18 protein-coding genes are annotated in these 19776 nt (G+C 72.4%); 10 read left to right on the forward strand and 8 right to left on the reverse strand.

The window, feature by feature from the left end; genetic code table 11:
• Positions 1–63: 63 nt before the first annotated feature.
• A complete protein-coding gene (locus ACIQH8_RS03130) occupies positions 64–783 on the reverse strand; it encodes an NAD-dependent deacylase (protein WP_400994643.1) in 720 nt (239 codons plus the stop codon).
• Positions 780–1385, reverse strand: coding sequence for a class I SAM-dependent methyltransferase (locus ACIQH8_RS03135; protein ID WP_400994646.1), 606 nt, complete (start codon positions 1383–1385; stop codon positions 780–782). The genes ACIQH8_RS03130 and ACIQH8_RS03135 overlap by 4 nt, the downstream gene beginning before the upstream one ends.
• Positions 1386–1462: 77 nt before the next feature.
• Here ACIQH8_RS03135 and ACIQH8_RS03140 point away from each other — a divergent pair, with 77 nt between their 5' ends.
• Entirely contained in the window at positions 1463–2203 is a 741-nt protein-coding gene (locus ACIQH8_RS03140; RefSeq protein WP_400994649.1) for a maleylpyruvate isomerase N-terminal domain-containing protein, read from the forward strand.
• Positions 2204–2325: 122 nt separating this feature from the next.
• Positions 2326–3582, forward strand: a complete 1257-nt coding sequence (locus tag ACIQH8_RS03145; protein ID WP_400994652.1) for an endonuclease/exonuclease/phosphatase family protein — start codon at positions 2326–2328, stop codon at positions 3580–3582.
• Positions 3583–3708: 126 nt separating this feature from the next.
• On the opposite strand, the gene ACIQH8_RS03150 is transcribed toward ACIQH8_RS03145, so the two are convergent.
• The 4 genes from ACIQH8_RS03150 to ACIQH8_RS03165 all read right to left on the reverse strand — a co-directional run bounded on the left by ACIQH8_RS03150 (position 3709) and on the right by ACIQH8_RS03165 (position 8705).
• Positions 3709–5409 (reverse strand): glycoside hydrolase family 13 protein, encoded by a 1701-nt coding sequence (locus tag ACIQH8_RS03150; RefSeq protein WP_400994655.1) that lies wholly within the window; start codon positions 5407–5409, stop codon positions 3709–3711.
• Between the two features lie 76 nt (positions 5410–5485).
• On the reverse strand, positions 5486–6412 hold the full coding sequence (locus tag ACIQH8_RS03155) for a carbohydrate ABC transporter permease (RefSeq protein ID WP_400994657.1): 927 nt from the start codon (positions 6410–6412) through the stop codon (positions 5486–5488).
• Positions 6412–7377, reverse strand: a complete 966-nt coding sequence (locus tag ACIQH8_RS03160; protein ID WP_400994660.1) for a carbohydrate ABC transporter permease — start codon at positions 7375–7377, stop codon at positions 6412–6414. Before ACIQH8_RS03160 ends, ACIQH8_RS03155 begins: the two co-directional genes overlap by 1 nt.
• Before the next feature lie 26 nt (positions 7378–7403).
• A complete protein-coding gene (locus ACIQH8_RS03165; protein ID WP_400994663.1) occupies positions 7404–8705 on the reverse strand; it encodes an ABC transporter substrate-binding protein in 1302 nt (433 codons plus the stop codon).
• Positions 8706–8834: 129 nt separating this feature from the next.
• On the opposite strand from ACIQH8_RS03165, the gene ACIQH8_RS03170 reads away from it, so the two are divergent.
• Complete coding sequence (locus ACIQH8_RS03170) at positions 8835–10079, forward strand: ROK family protein (RefSeq protein ID WP_400994666.1); 1245 nt, start codon at positions 8835–8837, stop codon at positions 10077–10079.
• Between the two features lie 118 nt (positions 10080–10197).
• Here ACIQH8_RS03170 and ACIQH8_RS03175 read toward each other — a convergent pair whose 3' ends face one another.
• Positions 10198–10749, reverse strand: coding sequence for a hypothetical protein (locus ACIQH8_RS03175; RefSeq protein WP_400994669.1), 552 nt, complete (start codon positions 10747–10749; stop codon positions 10198–10200).
• Between the two features lie 102 nt (positions 10750–10851).
• Positions 10852–11496, reverse strand: coding sequence for a histidine phosphatase family protein (locus ACIQH8_RS03180; protein WP_400994671.1), 645 nt, complete (start codon positions 11494–11496; stop codon positions 10852–10854).
• A gap of 158 nt (positions 11497–11654) precedes the next feature.
• On the opposite strand from ACIQH8_RS03180, the gene ACIQH8_RS03185 reads away from it, so the two are divergent.
• The 7 genes from ACIQH8_RS03185 (at position 11655) to ACIQH8_RS03215 (ending at position 19652) form a co-directional block, all read left to right on the forward strand.
• The gene (locus ACIQH8_RS03185) at positions 11655–12533 is read left to right on the forward strand and encodes a class I SAM-dependent methyltransferase (RefSeq protein WP_400994674.1); all 879 of its coding nucleotides are present in this window, start codon (positions 11655–11657) and stop codon (positions 12531–12533) included.
• Positions 12534–12621: 88 nt separating this feature from the next.
• Positions 12622–12873 carry a hypothetical protein gene (locus tag ACIQH8_RS03190; RefSeq protein ID WP_400994676.1) on the forward strand — a complete coding sequence of 84 codons (252 nt, stop codon included), beginning with the start codon at positions 12622–12624 and terminating at the stop codon, positions 12871–12873.
• A gap of 83 nt (positions 12874–12956) precedes the next feature.
• Positions 12957–15254, forward strand: a complete 2298-nt coding sequence (locus ACIQH8_RS03195) for a LuxR C-terminal-related transcriptional regulator (RefSeq protein ID WP_400994678.1) — start codon at positions 12957–12959, stop codon at positions 15252–15254.
• 75 nt (positions 15255–15329) lie between these two features.
• Positions 15330–17426: a sensor histidine kinase gene (locus ACIQH8_RS03200; protein WP_400994681.1), complete on the forward strand. Its 2097-nt coding sequence runs from the start codon at positions 15330–15332 to the stop codon at positions 17424–17426.
• On the forward strand, positions 17416–18075 hold the full coding sequence (locus tag ACIQH8_RS03205; protein ID WP_400994683.1) for a response regulator: 660 nt from the start codon (positions 17416–17418) through the stop codon (positions 18073–18075). The genes ACIQH8_RS03200 and ACIQH8_RS03205 overlap by 11 nt, the downstream gene beginning before the upstream one ends.
• A 118-nt stretch (positions 18076–18193) precedes the next feature.
• Positions 18194–18913, forward strand: coding sequence for a hypothetical protein (locus tag ACIQH8_RS03210; protein WP_400994686.1), 720 nt, complete (start codon positions 18194–18196; stop codon positions 18911–18913).
• 121 nt (positions 18914–19034) lie between these two features.
• Positions 19035–19652, forward strand: a complete 618-nt coding sequence (locus tag ACIQH8_RS03215) for a dihydrofolate reductase family protein (protein ID WP_400994689.1) — start codon at positions 19035–19037, stop codon at positions 19650–19652.
• The last annotated feature ends 124 nt before the right edge of the window (positions 19653–19776 follow it).

The raw sequence follows: 19776 nt of genomic DNA on the forward strand, positions 1-19776 counted from the left end.
GGTGAGGACCCGGCGGATGCCGCGGCGGCCGCCCACGCACCGCGGCATCCGTCGTCGCTCGACTCAGCGCCGGTCGGCGAGCACCTCGCCGACCCACTCGGGCACGAGCACGCTCGCGAGCCCGACCCGCGTCGCACCGAAGAACGGCGTGATCTCGCTCTCGGCGAGGTTCAGCTCGAGGGTCGACGCGCCGAACGCGGACGCCGTGAGCACGAAGCCCGCGGCCGGGTACACGGCACCGGACGTGCCGATCGCGACGAACGCGCCGCACACGGCGAGCGCGACGTCGATCTCGTCGAGCCCGTACGGCATCTCGCCGAACCAGACCACGTCGGGGCGCAGCATCCGCTCGCCGCAGGCCGGACACGGCGGCCCGGGGAGCAGGTCGCCGGGCGCCTCGGTGCGAGCCTCGCACGCCACGCAGCGCGCGCGGCCGAGCTCGCCGTGCATGTGCAGCACGCGCGTCGACCCGGCGCGTTCGTGCAGGTCGTCGATGTTCTGCGTGACGACGAACAGGTCGTCGCCGAGTTCGCGCTCGAGTGCCGCGAGCGCGTGGTGCGCGGGGTTCGGGGCGACGGATGCCACGGCCCGGCGCCTCGCGTCGTAGAAGCGCTGCACCGTCTCCGGGTCCGCTTCGAACGCCTCCGGGGTCGCGACGTCCTCGACGCGGTGGCCCTCCCAGAGTCCTCCGGCGTCCCGGAAGGTCGGCACGCCGCTCTCCGCGGAGATCCCGGCGCCGGTCAGCACGACGAGGCGCGGGCGGCCGCCGAGACCGGGCGTCACGCGACCCCGCCGGGCAGGTGCCCGCGGAACACGAGGACTCGGGTCGGCCCGAAGGGGAACGACGGCACCCGGACGAGGCGCGCCTCGTCGGCCTCGAAGCCCGCGGCGGCGAGCGCGGCGCCGGTGTCTCGGTCCCAGTGGCATCCGTGGCAGAACCGTCTGGAGAACGGGGTGACCGCCCGCTGGATGCCGCGCTTGAACGTGCCCGGCGGTGCGACGACGTGGTCGACGAAGACGACGGTGCCGCCGGGGCGGAGGACCCGTCGGACCTCGGCGAGCGCCGCCGCCTGGTCGGTCACCGAGCAGAGCACGTACGTGCCGACGACGGCGTCGACCGACGCGTCGGGCAGCGGGATGCGCTCGGCGACGGCATCGAGCGGCTCGCCCTCGTGCCGCCACTCCCGCGAGCGCGTCGCGAGTTCGTCGCGCCGCTCGGCGTCGGGTTCGAGCCCGATCCATTCGATCCCGGCATCGAACGCGCCGAAGTTCTCGCCTTCGCCGGCACCGATCTCGAGCACGCGGCCGCGGACGCGCCCGATCGCCGCACGCTCGAGGTCGTCGAGTTCGTCGTCGGTGATGAGCGGGGGTGCGGCGGCATCCATGACGTCATGCGACCACGCGGCGCCCGGATCGTCAAGCGGGCGGGAGGTGGGCGCGGTCAGCGGGCATGATGGTCGGCATGAGCTCCCTCGCCGACCTGCACGCCGTCGTGGAGGCGTTCGTGCGCGAGGCCGCGAACACCGACCCCGAGGCGCCGGTGCGGTCCGCGATCTGGCCGACCGCCGGCCGGATCATCGACCACCTCGGCACCATCCAGCGCTGGGCCGCCGAGCAGGTGCGGTCGGGAGCACCCGCCGACCGTCGCGAGCACCGGAGACCGGAGGACGCGGACCGAGTGGCGTGGTTCCGCGAGGGGTCGCGTGAACTGCTCGACGTCCTCGAGGGCGCGGACCCCGAGCGCACCGTGCCCATCCTGTACGGCGCAACCGGTACCGTGCGCTTCTGGCAGCGGCGGATGGCGCACGAGGCGACCAAGCACCTGTGGGACCTCCGCTCGGCGCGCGACCCGGAGCCGCGGTTCCCGGCCGAGGTCGGCGTCATCGGCCGGGCGGACGCCATCGACGAGTTCGGCGAGGTCTTCATGGCCGAGGCGCGTCGCCGCGGCATCCTGCCCCTGCCCGGGCCGGTCGCCCTCGCCGCCGCCGACAGCGAGGACGTCTGGCGGGTGAGCCCGGACTGGCGACTCGCGCGCGAGCGGCCGGGAGCGACATCCGACGCGGTCGCGACCATCACGGCCGATGCGGGCGACCTCGCGCTGCTGCTCTGGGAGCGGGCCGCGCTGGAGGCGGCGGATCGGTTCCGGGTCGAGGGCGACGCCGAGGCGGCGCGGGCGCTCGCGACCACTCCCGTGCACCTCTGAGCAGGTTCGAGCACCTCCGCTCGTTCGCGCGAGGTTCTTCCGGACGTCACCGGAACGGCCTACCGTGGGCGGCAACCGGATCCGAGCGCATCGATCCCGCCAGCAGAGGAGCTCGCATGTCCATGAGACGACCACGCCCCCGCACCGCCCATCGCGCCTCGACGATCGCCGTCGCGGCGGCCGTCGCCCTCGGAGCCGGCGCCGCCGCTCCCGCGCAGGCCGCTCCGGGCGGTGAGCCCGGCCGGGCCGACACCGTGCGCGTCGCCACGTACAACCTGTCCCTCAACCGGAACTTCGAGGGCCAACTGGTCGCGGACCTCTCGACGCCCGACAACGCGCAGGCGAAGACGGTCGCCGAGATCATCCAGCGCGCGAACCCCGACATCGTGCTGCTGAACGAGTTCGACTACGTCGAGGGCGGCGTCGCGATCGACCTGTTCCGCGACAACTACCTCGAGGTCGCCCAGGGCGGGGCCGACCCGGTCGAGTACCCGTACGCGTTCGTCGCGCCCTCGAACACGGGCGTGCCGAGCGGCTTCGACCTCAACAACAACGGCGTGGTCGGCGGCGGAGACGACGCATTCGGGTTCGGCTTCTTCCCGGGCCAGTACGGCATGGCCGTGCTGTCGAAGCACCCGATCGACACCGACGCGGTGCGGACCTTCCAGCACTTCCTGTGGAAGGACATGCCGGGCGCGTTGCTGCCCGACGACCCGAACACCGCGGCGCCGGCCGACTGGTACTCGCCCGAGGAGCTCGACGTGTTCCGCCTCTCGAGCAAGTCGCACTGGGACGTCCCGGTCGAGGTGAACGGCCGCACGGTGCACGTGCTCGTGTCGCACCCCACGCCACCGACGTTCGACGGGGCGGAGGATCGCAACGGCACGCGCAACCACGACGAGATCCGGTTCTGGGCCGACTACGTCTCGCCGGGTGCGGGGTCGCGGTACATCTACGACGACGAGGGCACGACCGGCGGCCTGAAGCCCGGCTCGTCGTTCGTGATCCTCGGCGACCAGAACGCCGACCCGCTCGACGGCGACTCGGTCGACGCCGCGATCGACCAACTGCTCGACCACCCGCGCATCACCGACCCGATGCCCACCTCGGAGGGCGCGGTGGAGGCCGCGGCGCTGCAGGGCGGTGCGAACCTGACGCACGAGGGCGACCCCGCACTCGACACGGCCGACTTCAACGACAACCCGGCGCCCGGAAACCTGCGCGCCGACTACGTGCTGCCGTCGAAGGACCTCCGCGTGGCCGATGCGGGCGTGTTCTGGCCGGTCCAGGCCGACCCGCTCTCGGCGCTCACGGGCACGTTCCCGTTCCCGTCGAGCGACCACCGGCTGGTCTGGGTCGACGTGCACGTGCGCGGCTGACCCGCGCTCGACGGAGTGCGATTCCTGCGGTGGAGGGCCGGTTCATTCCGCACTCCATCGCAGGAATCGCACTCGAACCGTGCGCGCGGGCGCGCGGGCGCGCGAGCGCGCGGGCGCGCGGTCCGCTCAGCGGAGCCAGACGGTGGTCTCCCCGGGAAGGACACCGCGCGCGCCGGGCGCCGCAGGCGCGCCGTCGCTCGACAGCACCACTTCGCGCTCGGCGAGCGCTGACGGAAGCGCGACCGGTTCGGTGCCGAAATTGGTGACCACGGTCCATCCGGTCGGTCGCTGGAAGGCGAGCACGTCGGGCCCGTCCAACGCGATCCACGCGAGCTTCTCGGCGCCCTGCAGTTCGTGCCGCAACGCGAGCGCGCGGCGGTACATGCTCAGCGTCGAGGCCGGATCGCCGGCCTGGACGTCGACCGCGTACTGCGCGAACCACTCGGGCTGCGGCAGGTGCGAGGCATCCGTCGGGCCGAAGCCGAACGACGGCGCGTCCGCGTCCCAGGGCAGCGGAACGCGGCATCCGTCCCGGCCGACCTCGACGCCGGCGTTGCGGAAGAACGTCGGGTCCTGGCGCTCCGAATCGGGGATCGAGGCGACCTCGGCCAGCCCGAGCTCCTCGCCCTGGTACAGGTACGCGCTGCCGGGCAGGCCCAGCAGGAACAGCGTCGCCGCCCGCGCGCGGCGCAGGCCCCGCGCGGCGTCGACCGCGGGCGTGGTGCCGCCGGAGAGCAGCCACGCCTTGCCGAGGTCGTACTCGAAGGTGCCGTCGTCGGGCAGCCCGTACCTGGTCGCGTGCCGGATCACGTCGTGGTTGGAGAACACCCACGTGTTCGACGAACCGGTCTCGGCGGCGAAGACCATGTTCCGGTCGACGATCTCGTGGAACTCCGAGGCCGAGAAGTTCGCGCGCAGCAGGTCGAAGTTGAACGCCTGCCCGAGGCTGGTCGGTGCCGCGTACCGGTGCCGACGGGTGGGCGCGACCCAGGCCTCGGCGACGGCGATGCGGGGCGGGTCGTACTCGTCGAACACGGCTCGCCACTCGGCGTAGATCTCGTCGAGTTCCTCCCGATCCCACAACGGGTGCGACCCGTCGCCGGCGAGCTTGGTCGCCTCGAGCTCGGCGTGCGACCGCAGCGGGGCCGTCAGGTCCTTCGCCAGGCCGTGCGCCACATCGACCCGGAACCCGTCCACGCCGCGGTCCGACCAGAACCGCAGCGTGCGCAGGAAGTCGTCGCGCACCTCGCGGTTCGCCCAGTTCAGGTCGGGCTGCTCGGGCGCGAACAGGTGCAGGTAGAACTGCCCGTCGCCGACGGGCTCCCACGCCGAGCCGCCGAAGATCGACTGCCAGTCCGACGGCGGCTGCGCGCCATCCGGCCCCTCGCCATCGCGGAAGATGTAGCGCTCGCGGGCCGCCGACCCCTTGGGCGACGCGAGCGCCTCGCGGAACCAGTCGTGCCGGTCCGAGGAGTGGTTCGGCACGATGTCGGCGATCAGCCGGATGCCGGCGGCGTGCAGCGCCCGGATCATCTCGTCGAAGTCGGCCAGCGTGCCGATCTTCGGGTCCACGTCCCGGTAGTCGTCCACGTCGTACCCGCCGTCGGCCAGCGCCGACGGGTAGAACGGCGAGAGCCACACCGCGTCGACGCCGAGCTCGACCAGGTACGGGATCCGCGACGTGATCCCCTCGAGGTCGCCGATGCCGTCGCCGTTCGCGTCCGCGAAGCTGCGGGGATAGATCTGGTAGACGGCGGCCTGGCGCCACCAGTCGGGGTCGGCGGCGAGCAGCCGGTCGGTGTCGAGGCGGGCGAGGAGGTCGGTCATCGGGGTCCTTTCGGGAGTGGTTCGGGGTTCGGGTTCTCGGTGTGCGGTCACGGCGCGACATCCGTCTCGAGCGCGATCATCCCTTGACCGCCCCCTGCGTCACACCCTCCATCACCCAGCGCTGCGTGAAGAGGTAGACGATGATCGCGGGTGCCATCGCCATGAGGTACGACGCGAAGGACACGTTGTAGTTGTTGCTGAACTGCGTCTGGAAGATGGACTGCACCACCGGGAGCGTCTGCTGCGCGGAGTCGGCGATGATGAGCGAGGGCATCATGAAGTCGTTCCACGAGGCGAGGAACGCGAAGATGGCGACGGTCGCGCTCATGGGGGCGAGCAGCGGGAAGATCAGCCGGCGGAACGTCTGCCACGTGGTCGCGCCGTCGATGCGCGCGCTCTCCTCGAGCTCGAGCGGGATCGAGCGGAGGAAGGCCGTGAACAGCAGGATGCTGAACGAGAGCTCGAACATGATCTTCAGGATGATCACGCCGACCGGATTGGCGAGGCCCACGAGCCCCGTGAGCTGGATCTGCGGCAGCGCCACCACCGGGAACGGCAGGAACAGCGCGGCGAGCAGGTAGAAGAACGACCAGCGGAAGAACCGGTGGTCCCAGTTGCGCACGATCGCGTACGACGCGAGGGCCCCCAGGATCACCGTGCCGGTCACGACGCCGGCGGTGATGAACAGCGAGATCATGAACGCGACGGGGAAGTTCGTGAGCTCCCAGGCCTGCGCGAAGCCGGAGAAGTCGATCGGGCTCGGCAGGGAGAACGCGTTGCCGTCGACCGCCTGCGACGTCGACTTCAGCGACATCGAGATCGTGACGTAGAGCGGCAGGAGCACGGTCAGGGCGCAGAGGAGCAGGATGACCAGGGTCGTCCAGTTCGTCCGCTCCTGGCCGACGCGGCCACGGCGGCGGGGCGCCCGCGCCGTGACGGCCTCGTCGCGTGTGCGCGTGGTGGAGACGGAAGCGGGAGGCCGCTTCGCTGCTGTCTGGGTCATCAGATCGCCGCCCTTCCGCGGGAGATTCGGAGCTGGAGGATCGAGATGGCGACGGCGATGATGAAGAAGATCGTCGCGTTGGCCATCTGGTAGGCGTAATCGCCGCCGGTGAAGCCGGTGAAGATCGTCATCGCGATGCTGCGCGTGGCGGTGCCGGGACCGCCGTTCGTCAGGCCGACGATGACCTCGTACACGTTCAGGTAGTTCTTGAAGCCGATGATGATGTTGATCACCACGTATCCGGCGACGAGCGGGAGCGTGACCGACCAGAGCCGGCGCACCGCCCCGGCTCCGTCGATGTCGGCGGCCTCGTACACCTCGCCCGGGATCGAGAGCAGCCCGGCGATGTAGATCAGCAGGGTGGCGGGGATGGACTGCCAGGCGGTCACGATCACGATCGAGAGCCAGGCGAGGTCGGGGTTCGCGAGGATCGACTCCGACAGCCACGGGATGCCGGCCGCCGCGCCGAACGCGGGCAGCGAGTTCGAGAACAGGAAGTTGAAGACGTACGCGATCACGATGCCCGAGATCACCATCGGGATCACGAACACCGCGCGAAGCGGCGTCTTCAGCTTGATGCGCGATGTGAGTCCCACCGCGAGCAGGAACGCGATGACGTTGACGAGCAGCACCGTCACGATCGCGAAGCCGAACGTGAAGCCGTAGCTGGCGAGGATCGCCGGATCGGTGAACACTGCGACGTAGTTGGTGAGCCCGATGAACTGCCAGTCGCCGAAGCCGATGAAGTTCGTGAACGAGTAGAAGATGCCGAGCACCGCCGGGACCGTGATCGCGAGGGTGAACAGCGCGAGGGTGGGGATCAGGAACCAGTAGTAGACCGGGTCGACCCGGGGCCGGCCGCGCCGGTCGTGGGCGGTGCCCGCCAGGTGGTCGACCGTGCCGTGCTCGGCGTCGTCGACGAGCGAGCCGGCGGAGGCCGCGGCGGGGGTGATGGATGTGCTCATGGCGTTCGTCCTCTCGATTCGCCAGGTCAGCCGCGCAGGGCCAGCCGGGCCCAGTCGGCGTCGATCTTGGCGAGCGTGTCGGGGATGTCCGCGCCGGTCGCCATGGCCTGCAGGTAGTTGTCGATCGGGATGGTCAGCGGGATCGAGCGCGACAGGCCCTGGTAGAAGGCGCCGTCGTCGTAGTACTCCTGCATCGGGATGATGCGTTCGTCCGTGACATCCGCCGCCTCGGTCGTCGTGCCGAAGCCCAGGAACGCCGCGTTGTACTCGTCCATGACCTCCTGCTGCATGAGGTACGACACGAATTCGCGCGCGGCCTCCTTCTCGGCGCTCGCCTCGGGGATCCACAGGGCGAGGTCGAGGTTGACGCGCACCTTGAGGTCGTCGGGGTCGTCTGACGAGGGCAGCGGGAAGGTGGCGAGCTCGAGGTCGGGGTTCGTCTTCGCGATCTCGCCGAGCGCCCACGGGCCCTGCATGTACATGGCGGCCTCGCCGTTCGCGAAGGCGACGTTGCCGTCGCCGTAGCCGCGGCTCTCGGCGTCGTCGTTGGAGTAGTCGGCGAGCTGCTTCATCTTCTCGGACGGCTCGAGGATCGTCTTCTGGAACGAGACCTCGGAATCGGGACCGACCTCCGTGCCGAGCTCATCCATCTGCTCGAGGAACTCCGGGACGTCGATCATGCCGCCGACCGAGTAGTCGAAGAGGCCCTGTCCGAGGGTCCACGGGTCCTTGAAGGTGCTGTAGATCGGCGTGATGCCCGCGGCCTCGAGCTGGTCGCAGACCGCGATCAACTCGTCCCAGGTGGTGGGGACCTCGAGGCCGTTCTCCTCGAAGATGTCGACGTTGTAGATGACGGATGCCGCGGCGACCGAGTACGGCAGCACGCTCGTCCGGCCGGGGTAGGTGGCGTACTGGTCGACGAGTTCCTGCACCTCGGGTCGGATGCGGTCGGCCTCGGGCATGTCGGAGAGGTCGGAGAGCGCACCGCGCTCCATGAACCGCGCCATCTCGTAGTTGTAGTTGAGCAGCCCCACGTCGGGCGGGTTGCCGCGGAGGAACCCGGCCGAGAGGTTCGAGGCGGTGTCGAGCGTGACGCGCACGTCGGACTGCTCGTCGTTGAACTGCTCGACGAGGTCGCGGAAGTACGGGATCGCCTCCGGCTTGGACATGTGGAAGGTGATCTCGGCGGGGCCGCTGCCGCTGACGCCGGCGCAGCCGGAGAGGGCGAGCGCGGCGGCGACGAGGCCGGCGGTGGAGAGCGCGACCGTCGACGGAACTCGCCGACGGCGCGGGCCGTGGGAGGTGGGGCGTTCTGGGCGGTGAGGCACCTCGTCGTCTCCTCTGGTTCCGGATCGCCCGTGCCGTTGCCCGGCCCGTCGACCCTGACGGAGTAAATTTAGAGTGTAGATTTACTTGTTGTCGTAAATAATGACCGAGGACGACGGAAAGGTCAAGTGGTGGACAGGATCGAAGCCGCGTCATCTCCGCAGGTGCTGCGCCAGGTGAACGCCCGGCGGGTGCTCGAGCACGCCTGGCGCGTCGGCGCCTTCACCGCGACCGACGCGATGGCCGCCACCGGGCTCACGCGCTCGACCGTGATCGGCGTCTGCGACGAGCTGCTCCGGCAGGGATGGCTCGACGAGCTCGACGATGCGCGAGCAGTCGGCGCGTACACGAAGGGCCGACCGGCCCGCCGGTACGCGCTGCGCGAGCGCGCCGCGGTCGTGGTCGGCGTCGACGCCGGATACGACCACGTCTCGGCGACGGTGGCCGACCTGCGCGGCATTCCCCTCGGTCGGCGCGGCGTCGTCATCCCGGCCCCTGGGCCGGGCCGCGTGGAGCGACTCGCCGATGCGGACCAGCGGCGTTCGCTCGCGCGCGCGGCGGTCCGCGGCGCGCTCGCCGACGCCGGCGTCCCCGCGTCGGAGGTACTGGCCATCACCGTCGCGGTGCCCGCGCCCGTGGACCGCGACGGCACCTCACCCGTCGACGACTGGTTCTGGAGCATCACCAATCCGGGCTACGCCGAGGTCTTCCGCGGGGACGCCCCCCTCGTCACCGTCGAGAACGACGCGAACCTCGCCGCCATCGCGGAAGGATCGACACCCGAGGGCGGCGGCCGGGACTTCGAGTCGTACATCGCGCTCATCGTCGGCGAAGGCATGGGCGCCGGCCTCATGATCGACGGTCGGCTCGTGCGCGGCCGCCGCGGCGGCGCCGGCGAGCTGCGGTTCCTCGATCACGTCGACGGCGTCGGCTCCCCCGACGGCCTCGCCCTCCTCGCCCGACGATGGGCGGTCGAGGCGATCCGCGCGGGTCTGCCCGACGGCAGCGCGCTGGCCGGGCTCGACCCCGACCGGCTCTCCGAGTCCGACGTCGGCGATGCCGCGCGCGCCGGCGACCCGGTCGCGAGCGCCATCGTCGACCGCCTCGCCGGCCGCCTCGCGCGGATCTGCCTCGTGCTGGGCGACCTGCTCGACGTGGACCGCATCATCATCAGCGGCGCCGCAGCCGAGTCGCTGCCGTCGATGGTCGACCGGGCGGCGGCCATCCTCGACGCCAGCGACGATCCGACCGCCCCGGAGCTACGACCGTCCCGGCTGGGCGAACGATGCGTCACGATCGGCGCGATCGAGCATGCCCTGGCGCTCGTGCGTCAGCACGCCCTCGATCTCGAGCCCACGACGCGGGGCGCGGCCTGACGCCCCGTGCACCTGCACGTCCGGGGCTCGCCGCCCCGTTCGCATCGGAGTGCGATTTCTGCGGTGGAGTCCCGGATCACCGCGCACTCGATCGCAGGAATCGCACTCGAACGAGCGCTCAGGCCGCGCCGGGAAGGCCGGGCCCGCACCGATCGGGGACGGCCGTCACCACGCCCGGGAGCCAGCGGTCGACATCGGGCCACGCGCGTGCAGTGGGCAGCCGCCGGATCAGGCCGGCGAGCGGCGCGTCGCCCGGCTCCCACGGCAGCACCCGATTGGGGGATGCCGCGGCGACGACGCCGAGCCACCAGTGCATCCAGGTGCCGCGCAGCGACTCCGGCTCGAGCACGACGTAGTAGTCGGGCACGCGCAGCTCGTGCCGAGCGACCTGGTCGATCACCTGGTCGATCTCGAGCTGCAGGACGCCGAGCGTCGAGCGTTCGTCGTAGAACTCCACCCACGCGGATGCCACGTGGCCGAGCGGATCGCGATCGTGCACGACGAACGGCGCGTGCGAGGTCGACGACCACGTCACGACCTCGGCGTCGGTGGCATCCCTCATCTCGGCGAACGTCGCGCTCTCGACGTTCGCGAGCCCGGCGAGAGACTCGATCGCGGCGGTCGTCTCCTCGCCGACGACGACCAGGGTGGTGCTGCCCGGTGCCTCCATTTCCGGATCATACGTCCGGCGAGGGCGTCTGCGGGAGGGGCGACATCGGCCCGTCGCACGATCGTTCCGGGATCGCAACACGCGCGGTCGGCCCGGTCGCGCTCAGGCCGAGCGGAGGGCGCCCACCTCGCGCGAGGCCTCATCCTCGTCGACCGTGACGAGCGGCAGCAGCCACGGGAGCACCTCGTCGAAGTGCGTACCGCCCACGGTCAGCACCCGCCACGCGGCATCCGCTCGGTGCAGGTGCGACACCGACAGGTTGTCGAGCTTCGGGTAGGTGCGCGCCTGGTGGCCGGACAGCTCGCCGAGCACGTGACGGATCAGGGTGCCGTGCGCGACGGCGAGCACTCGGGCACCGGGGTGATCCCCCGCGATGCGCTCCAGCCCGCGGACCCCGCGCGGCCCGACCTCGTCATCCGGCTCCTTGCCGGGGAACGCCCGACCGGGCCAGCGCTCGTCGATCTGATCGACCGGCGTCCCCTCGGCGGCTCCGAAGTCCTGCTCGACGAGATCGTCGTACTCGCCGACGACGGGCAGCCCGAGCTGCTCGCCGAGGATCGCCGCGGTCTCGCGTGCGCGGCCGAGCGTGGAACTGACCACGACATCCCAGTCATCGCGGTCGAGGAGGTCGGCGGCGGCCCGGGCCTGCTCGCGTCCCGTCGCGTTCAGCGGGATGTCGGTCCGCCCCTGCATCACGCCCCGGAAGTTCCAGTCGGTCTGGCCATGGCGGACGAGGGCGATCTGCATGCGTTCCAGCGTAGGCGGGGCCGGCTGGACGGATGCCGCGTGCGGACCGCCCCCGTGCGGACCCCGAGGAGATCTCCGTGTCCTGCACGGATGCCGTCGCCCGGCCGCCGGACGCACCCTTGGTCGCATCGACATCCCGTGCACCGAAGGAGCACCCCATGACCAACACCGTCACGACCACCGCCACCGCCGCGGCCGACCCCGCAGCGGCGGCCCCCGACCAGGCGGCCGCCGACCGCGCGCTCAAGGCGAAGCACCGCGCGATGTGGGCCTCGGGCGACTACCCGACCCTGGCCTCCGACCTCATCTGGAGCCTCGGGCCCCGACTCGTCGACGCGACCGGCATCCGCCCGGGCGAGCGCGTCCTGGACGTCGCGGCCGGCAGCGGCAACGTCGCCATCCCTGCGGCGCTGCGCGGCGCGACCGTCGTCGCGAGCGACCTGACCCCCGAGCTCTTCGACGTCGGACGACGCCTCGCGACCGAGGCCGGCGCCGAGCTCGAGTGGCGCGAGGCCGACGCCGAGGCGCTGCCGTTCGGCGACGACACGTTCGACGCCGTCGTCTCGTGCGTCGGCGTGATGTTCGCCCCGCACCACGGGCGCGCGGCCGACGAACTGGTCCGCGTCGCGAAGCCGGGCGGCCGGATCGGGCTGCTGAGCTGGACCCCCGAGGGGTTCATCGGCCGCATGTTCGCCGCGATGAAGCCGTTCAACGCGCCGCCGCCCGCGGGTGTGCAGCCGCCGCCGCTCTGGGGCGACGAAGCCCATGTGCGCGAGCTGCTCGGCGCGCACGTGACCGAGCTCTCGGTTCGGCGCGGAACCCTCGTCGTCGATCGCTTCCGCACCGGCGAGGAACTGCGCGACTACTTCAAGGCCAACTACGGTCCGACGATCGCGGTCTACGCCCGTATCGCCGACGAGCCCGACCGGGTCCGCGCCCTCGACGACGCGCTCGCCGAGCTCGGTCGCGAGGCCGGACTCGACGGCTCGGGTCGTCCCATCGAGTGGGAGTACCTGCTCGTCACCGCGCGGCGCTGAGTCGCCGCTCCCCGCTGAGCCCTCACCCCGGCGGAGACCCCGTTCCCCCTTCGACCCCGTGAACCATCTCCGAAGGAGCACCACCGCCATGCACCTGAGCGAGGACTACCAGGTGTTCGAGCTGCATCGCGCCGGCGAGCGTCGGCTGCAGCGCGAACTCGAACTGCGCCGACGCATCGACGAGCGCATCGCCGACGCCGCCGCCGAGGCGGCCGGCACCGAGGCCGGCGAGGGCATGACGGATGCCGCGCGCCCGCGCCGAGGCATCCGTCAGCTGCTCCCGCGCCGCCTGCGACCGCTGTCACCGCCTCGGCCCGCGATCGGCCCCGGAGCGGCGTGAACGCCCCGCGCACCGCACGTCGGGGACGGACTTCCGGTCCGTCCCCGGTGCGGATCGCACGGTACGGCCCTAGAATCGGCGCCGTGGCGGGGCAGACGTTGACCCCGCGCGAGAGCGCGATTCTGGCCGCGGTCGAGCGGCGACTGAGCAACCCCGAGATCGCATCGGAGCTGTTCATCTCGGTGCGCACGGTGGAGAGCCACATCGCGAGCCTCCGCCGCAAGCTCGGTGCGGAGAGCCGGGCCGACCTGGTCGCCGCCGCGAGCGAGCGGCGCGAGGCATCCGTTCGCCTGCCCGACACGCGGTTCATCGGCCGCGAGGCCGAGCTCGATGCGCTGACCGCCCTCCTCGACGCGCACCGCTGCGTGTCGGTCACGGGGCCGGGCGGCGTCGGCAAGACGCGCCTGGCGCTCGAGTTCGCCGCGCGTCGTCACGGCGAGCGCTCGCCGATCGTCATCGAACTCGAGCACGCCGAGCCCGACGATGTCGTGCCGCGCATCGCGCGCGCGCTCGACCTCGAGGCCGTGCCGGGGGCCGATGTCCTCTCGTCCGTCGCGACCGCGCTCGCGTCGCGCCCGTACCTGCTCGTGCTCGACAACATCGATCGCGTCGGCGAAGCGGTGCGGGTCGCCGCGCATCGGCTGCTGCGGGAGGCGCGCCAGCTGCGGATCCTGGGCACGACGCGCACGCCGTTCGGCGACGACGCGGAGCACGTGCTCGCGCTGGAGCCGCTGCCGGTCGAGGGCGATGACGACGCGTCCGCCGTCGCGATGCTCCTCGATCGGCTGAACGCCTACGGCGTGCCGCCGACGGCCGGCGAGCGCGACCTCGCGGCGCGGATCTCCGCGCGCCTCGACGGGCTGCCGCTCGCACTCGAGCTCGCGGCGACCGTGTCTCGTCACCTCGGGCTCGAGGAGCTCGCCGACCGGCTCGACCGCGACTTCGCCTCGCTCGACCGGGCCGCGCCGCGCGGTCGGCATCGGACGCTGGAGACGACGTTCGAGTGGACCTGGGACCTGCTCGAGGACGACGAGCGCGACGTGCTCTGCCGGCTGGCGGCGCTCCCGCGCACGTTCGACGTCGAGCTCGCCACGGCCGTGACGCGTCCGGGCGCCGAGGGCGTGCTGTTCCGGCTGCTCGACCACTCGATGGTCGTGCCGACGGGCGGCACTCCGCGCCGCTTCCGTCTGCTCGCGGTAATGCGCGAGTTCGTGCGCGCCCGGACCGAGCCGGGGATCATCCGGGAGGTGCTCGAGCGGCACGCCGACTACCACGCGGCGGTCGCCGCGCAGTTCGTCGAGCACGCCCGCGTCGACGACAGCGACGAGGCCATGCAGCTCTCGATCCGGCTGTGTCCCGAGGTGAACGCGGCGCTCCGCTGGGCGATCGCGGCGCGCCATCCGTCGGCCCGGTCGCTCGCGGCCTCGCTCTCGGTCGGCGTCGAGCAGTACGGGTCGGACGTCGACAGCGTGCGCTCGCTCGCGATGGCGGCGCGGGATGCGCACGTCGTCGACGGAGCCGCCCCGGGCGAGCTCTTCGTGCTCGGCGCCGGTATCGCCTACCTCGACCTGCCGCTCGTCGAGGAGCTGGCCGAACGTGCGCTCGCGGCCGCCCGGACCCGAAGCGACCCGCGGTCCCGCCTCGACGCGCACCACCTCGCCGGGCTGTCCGACGCCTACCTCGACCGGGGCGAGTCGGCGCTCGTGCACCTGGCCGAGGCCGAACGGCTCGCGATCGAGCTCGGCGACGACTGGTCGCTCGCCTCGATCCACCAGTTCCGGGGTATCGCGCTGCGCGGCGCCTCGCTCGACGATCCCGCCGCGGCCGTCGGCGAGTTCGACGCGGCGATGCGCGCGTACGCGAAGGCGGGCGACGCGATGCACGTCAACAACGCGCGCTACATGATGGCGTCGGTCGCCGCGCACGCGGGGATCGAGCCCGAGCGGGCTGCGGCCTGGGCCGCCGAGTGCGCCGCGTACGCGCGCGGCGCCGGCAACGCGCACGAACTCGCGCACGCCGCGCTCGTGCAGCAGAGTCTCGGGGTGCCGGATGCCGCGCTGCCGCTCGCCGAGCTCGAGGCGTCGCTCCGCGCGCTCGGCGATGTGCGCTGCCTGACGCGCACGCTGCTGCTCACCGCGGAGCGCACGCCGACGCCCGGCGCCCGGCTTCCGCGGCTCGAGGAGGCCCTCGCGCTGGCCGAGGCGGCGGGCGACGACGGACATCGGGTCGCCGCGCTCACGGCGCTCGTCGAGGCGTACCGCGCCTCTGGCGACACCACCAGGGCGGAGACCGCGCTCGGGCGGCTCGAGGCGATCGCGGGTCCCGTGGCATCCGCACCGCCCGGCACCCTGGCCGTCGCGGGCTCAGCGACCGGGGCGTGAACGGCGCGCGACTCGCGCACGGGTCGGGACCCGTGTCCCGTGACACCGGGACATCCGGCCTGCGACGATGAGCGGATGACGCTCGCCTCCAGCCGCATCGCGACCGTCGTCGCGCTCTCGGTGTCGGCCCTCGCCGCGATCGGGGCGATCGCCATCGACCTCGCGGTGCTTCCCGCGCATCCCCGGCCGCCGCTCTCACCGGGGTGGTCGGGGGTGCTGCCGGGGCTCGCGATGCTGGTGCCCGGCGCACTGCTGCTCTGGCGGCTGGCCTGGCACCCGATCGCCGTCGTGCTCACCGCGTTCGGCACGCTGTGGGTGCTCGACGGACTCGCGTCGGCGGCCGTGAACCTCGCCTGGTACGGCGACCGCGACGCCTGGTGGGCGGTGCCCGCGATGTGGTTCTTCGGCCGGCTCGGATCGGTGCTGATCCTGCCGATCCAACTGCTGCTCCTCCTCTTCCCCGACGGGCGGCTCAGGCAGGGCGGATGGCGCGTCGTGTCGGTCGTCGCGATCGTGCTGGGGCTCGTGATGCCCTTCGCGTTCCTCTTCGCGCCGAACTCGGCGCTCGTCGCCGACGACCCCGACCGGGCGGCGCTGCTCGAGCAGTTCGACCCGGCGCTGCCGACCCTGGCGATCCCGGATGCCGCGTGGTCGGTGCTCCTCGGCCTGGCCCTGCCGTGCATGGCGGCGAGCCTCGTGCTCGCCCTCGTCGTCTGCGTGAGCCGGCGCTTCGGCGCGACCGCCGAGGAGCGCGCGCAGCTTCGCTGGCTCGTCTGGTCGGGCGGTGTCTTCGTGGCCGCGCTCCCCATCTACCCGCTCGTGCCGACGGTCGTCGTCGACCTCATGCTCGGCGTCACGATCGGCCTGATCAGCGGCTCGATCGTGATCGCCGTCACCCGATACCGGCTGTACGCGATCGACCGGCTCCTGTCGTGGACGCTCGTGTACGCGGTGCTCATCGCCGCGATCGTCGCCGTTGACGTGATCGTGGTGCTGCTCGTCGGCAGCGCCATCGACGATCGGGTCGCGATGCTCCTCGCGGTCGTGGCGGTCACGGTCGCCTACGCGCCGCTGCGCGGTCGGCTCTTCGCGATCGCGAGCCGGGCGGTGAGCGGGCGGCGCGGCGACCCGTACGGCGTCGTCTCCTCGCTCGGCGAACGGCTCGAGGCGGCGGAGACCGCGTCGGACCAGCTCACCGCGCTGGCTGCGGCCGTGAGCGAGGCGTTCGCGTCGCCGTACGTGCGGGTGGAACTCGATCGACCGGACGGCGACCACCACTCCGCATCGGTCGGCGCGACGGCGCCGAACCTCGTGGACGTGCCGATCCGACATCGCGGCGCGGCGATCGGTCGGGTGCTCATGGAGCCCGGGCGACGGCCCGTGGTGTCGGAGCGCGACCAGCGGCTGCTCGGCGACCTGGTCCGGCTCGCGGCCGCGGCCATCCTCGACGGCGAGCTGCGCGCCGAGCTGCAGGCGAGCCGGGAACGCCTGGTGCTCGCACGCGAGGAGGAGCGGTCGCGGCTGCGCCGCGACCTGCACGACGGGCTGGGGCCGCTCCTGGCGGGCGTCAAGCTCCGGCTGGAGACGGCGCGCAACCTCGCCGAGCGCGACCCCGCGCGATCACTCGACCTCGTCGATGCGGCCATCGCCGACCAGTCCGAGGTGATCTCCGAGATCCGCCGCATCGTGCACGACCTGCGCCCGCCCGCGCTCGACGACCTCGGGCTCGTGCGCGCCATCGAGCAGCACGCCGATCGGCTGACCGGCGCCGGTCTCGTGATCGCGGTCCACGCGCCCGACGATCCGCGGGCGCTGGGCGACCTCGCGCCCGCGGTCGAGGTCGCCGCGTACCGCATCGCCGCGGAGGCCCTCGCGAACGTGCGACGTCACTCGGCGGCGGCGACCGCCGACGTGCGGATCGACGCCGACGCGACGACGCTTCGGCTCGAGATCCGCGACACCGGCACCGGGATCCCGGACGACGCCGTCCGCGGCGTGGGCCTCCGCTCGGTGCACGAGCGTGCCGCCGAGGTCGGCGGCACGCTCGACGTCGCCACCGATGCGTCGGGCACGACGATCCGCGCCGTCCTGCCCCTCGCCCGCTCCACGGGTGGTCCCGACCGCTCGCCCGACCGATCCAGGACCCCGGAGGCCGCCGCCGATGCCCGCTGAACCGATCCGGGTCGTCCTCGTCGACGACCACCCCGTGTACCGCGACGGGCTCGCGATGCTGCTCGCCTCGCTCGACGGCGTCGAGGTCGTCGCGACCGCCGGCGACGGCGAGGCCGCCCAGTCGGTGATCGACGATGCCGAGCCCGACGTCGTCGTCATGGACGTCCAGATGCCTCGGCTCGACGGCATCGCCGCGACGCGAGAGGCGGTGGCGCGGCATCCGCATCTCGCCGTCGTGGTGCTGACGATGTCGGAGGACGACGAGACCGTGTTCGCCGCCATGCGCGCCGGAGCGCGCGGCTACCTCGTGAAGGGTGCGAGCCAGCACGAGATCCGTTCGGCGATCGATGCCGCGGCCCGCGGCGAGCTCGTCTTCGGCGCCGCCATCGCGCGCAGGGTGGCCGAGTTCTTCGCCGCAGGCCCCGCTTCGGCTCCCGCCGCCGAGGTCTTCCCGCAGCTGACCGCGCGCGAACGCGAGGTCCTCGACCTGCTCGCCGCCGGCCGCTCCAACCCGCAGATCGCGCAGGCGCTGTTCCTGTCGCCGAAGACCGTGCGCAACAACGTCTCGAACATCTTCGCCAAGCTCCAGGTCGCCGACCGCGCCGAGGCGATCGTGCGGGCGCGCGACGCCGGGCTCGGCCGGGGCTGACGCCGCGGATGTCCCGGACCGTGCTCGGGACATCCGCGGGACGCCGCTCCCTGCCGGCCCGGGTCGGCCGCCCGGGAATCTGGGATCACCAACGACAACCCAGCCCGAAAGGCCAGCCATGAACCCCTTCGCTCCCGCCGTCGCCGACGCGCAGGCATCCGATTCGACGTCCTCCGCCCACCCCGCCGGTCGCGGCCGCTCGACCGCCGACCTCGGCCCGGTGCGGCCGAGCCCGCTCCAGCGCCTCGGCGGCGCCGCGCTCATCGCGGCACCCATGCTCATGACGGGCGGCATGCTCACCTCGCCCGAGCAGACCGGGCCCGGCGAAGCCGGGTACATCGCGTCGCTCGCCGCCGATCCGGCCCTCAGCCTCTGGTCGGCCAACCTGCTCCACTACGGCTGGGTGGCCCTCGCGCTCGGCGCCCTCGCGACGCTCGGGTTGCGCCGCGGCCCGCGCGGCCGCATCTTCCTGCCGATCGCCGCCGCCGTCCTGATGTTCGGCGCCATCCAGATGTCGGGTCTGCTGCTCTCGGACTGGTTCCTGATCAGCGCCGGCAACACGCTCGCCATCGAGGACGCCGTCGCGATGGACGCCGCCGCCAAGGAGTGGTCGGTCGCGATCTGGCAGTTCTCCGGCATGGGCGCCGGCATCCTCGGGATCGGTCTGCTCTCGCTCGCCCTGGCGCGGGCGAAGGCGATCTCGTGGTGGATCGCGCCGCTCGGCTTCCTGCCCTGGATCGTGCCCGCCTTCGGCCTCGGACCGGTCGGCGCCGTCGTCGGCGGCCTCTGCTACCTCCCGCTCATCGTCGCGGGCGTGCGGCTCGTCGCGGCGAAGTAGCTGCCGCATCGGAACGGCGGACGGGGTCGCGGCATCGCTGCGGCCCCGTCCGCCGTTCCGTGCGCGGCCGCTCGACGCGCGACGGACTGCGGACTACCGTGACGCCGGGAAGGGAGTGATCATGGGCATCCTCGCCGTCGACCTGTTCATCACCCTCGACGGGGTCTACCAGGCACCGGGCGGACCCGAGGAGGATCCGTCGGGGGGCTTCGAGTTCGGCGGCTGGCAGGCGCCGTACCTCGACGAGAAGTCGGGCGAGGTGATCGGCGCCGGCATCGACCGGCTCGATGCGCTGATGCTCGGCCGCAGGACGTACGACATCTTCGCCGACTACTGGCCGCGGCACACCGACACCCAGGTCGGCGCGAAGTTCGAGGCCGTGCCGAAGTTCGTCGCCTCCCGCACGCTCACCGAGCCGACGTGGGCGGGCACGACCGTGGTGCGGGATGTCACGGCCGAGGTCCCCGCGATCAAGGCGCGCTTCGACGAGATCCACGTGATCGGCAGCGGCGCACTCGCACGCAGCCTGCTCGCCGCGGACCTCGTGGACCGGCTGAACCTGTACCTCTACCCGATCGCCTTCGGCAGCGGGAAGCGGCTGTTCGACACGGGCGCGGTGCCCGCGGCGTTCACGCTCGCCGAGCCGCCGATCGCGTTCCCGAAGGGCGCGGTCGCCCTCGTCTACGAGCGCGCCGGCGTGCCGGTCACCGGCATCGACATGGACCCCGAGGGACGGTAGCGCCCGCACAGCGATTCGCCTGAGAATCCGCGATCTACAGGAGCCCTCGCGCGATCGCCTCCTGTAGATCGCGGATTCTCCTGTATGCCGTCGGCGGGACAGGCGCGGAGGACCGGGCGGGCCG

This window comes from Agromyces sp. GXQ0307 (genome assembly GCF_044769845.1).
Taxonomy (GTDB): Bacteria; Actinomycetota; Actinomycetes; order Actinomycetales; family Microbacteriaceae; genus Agromyces.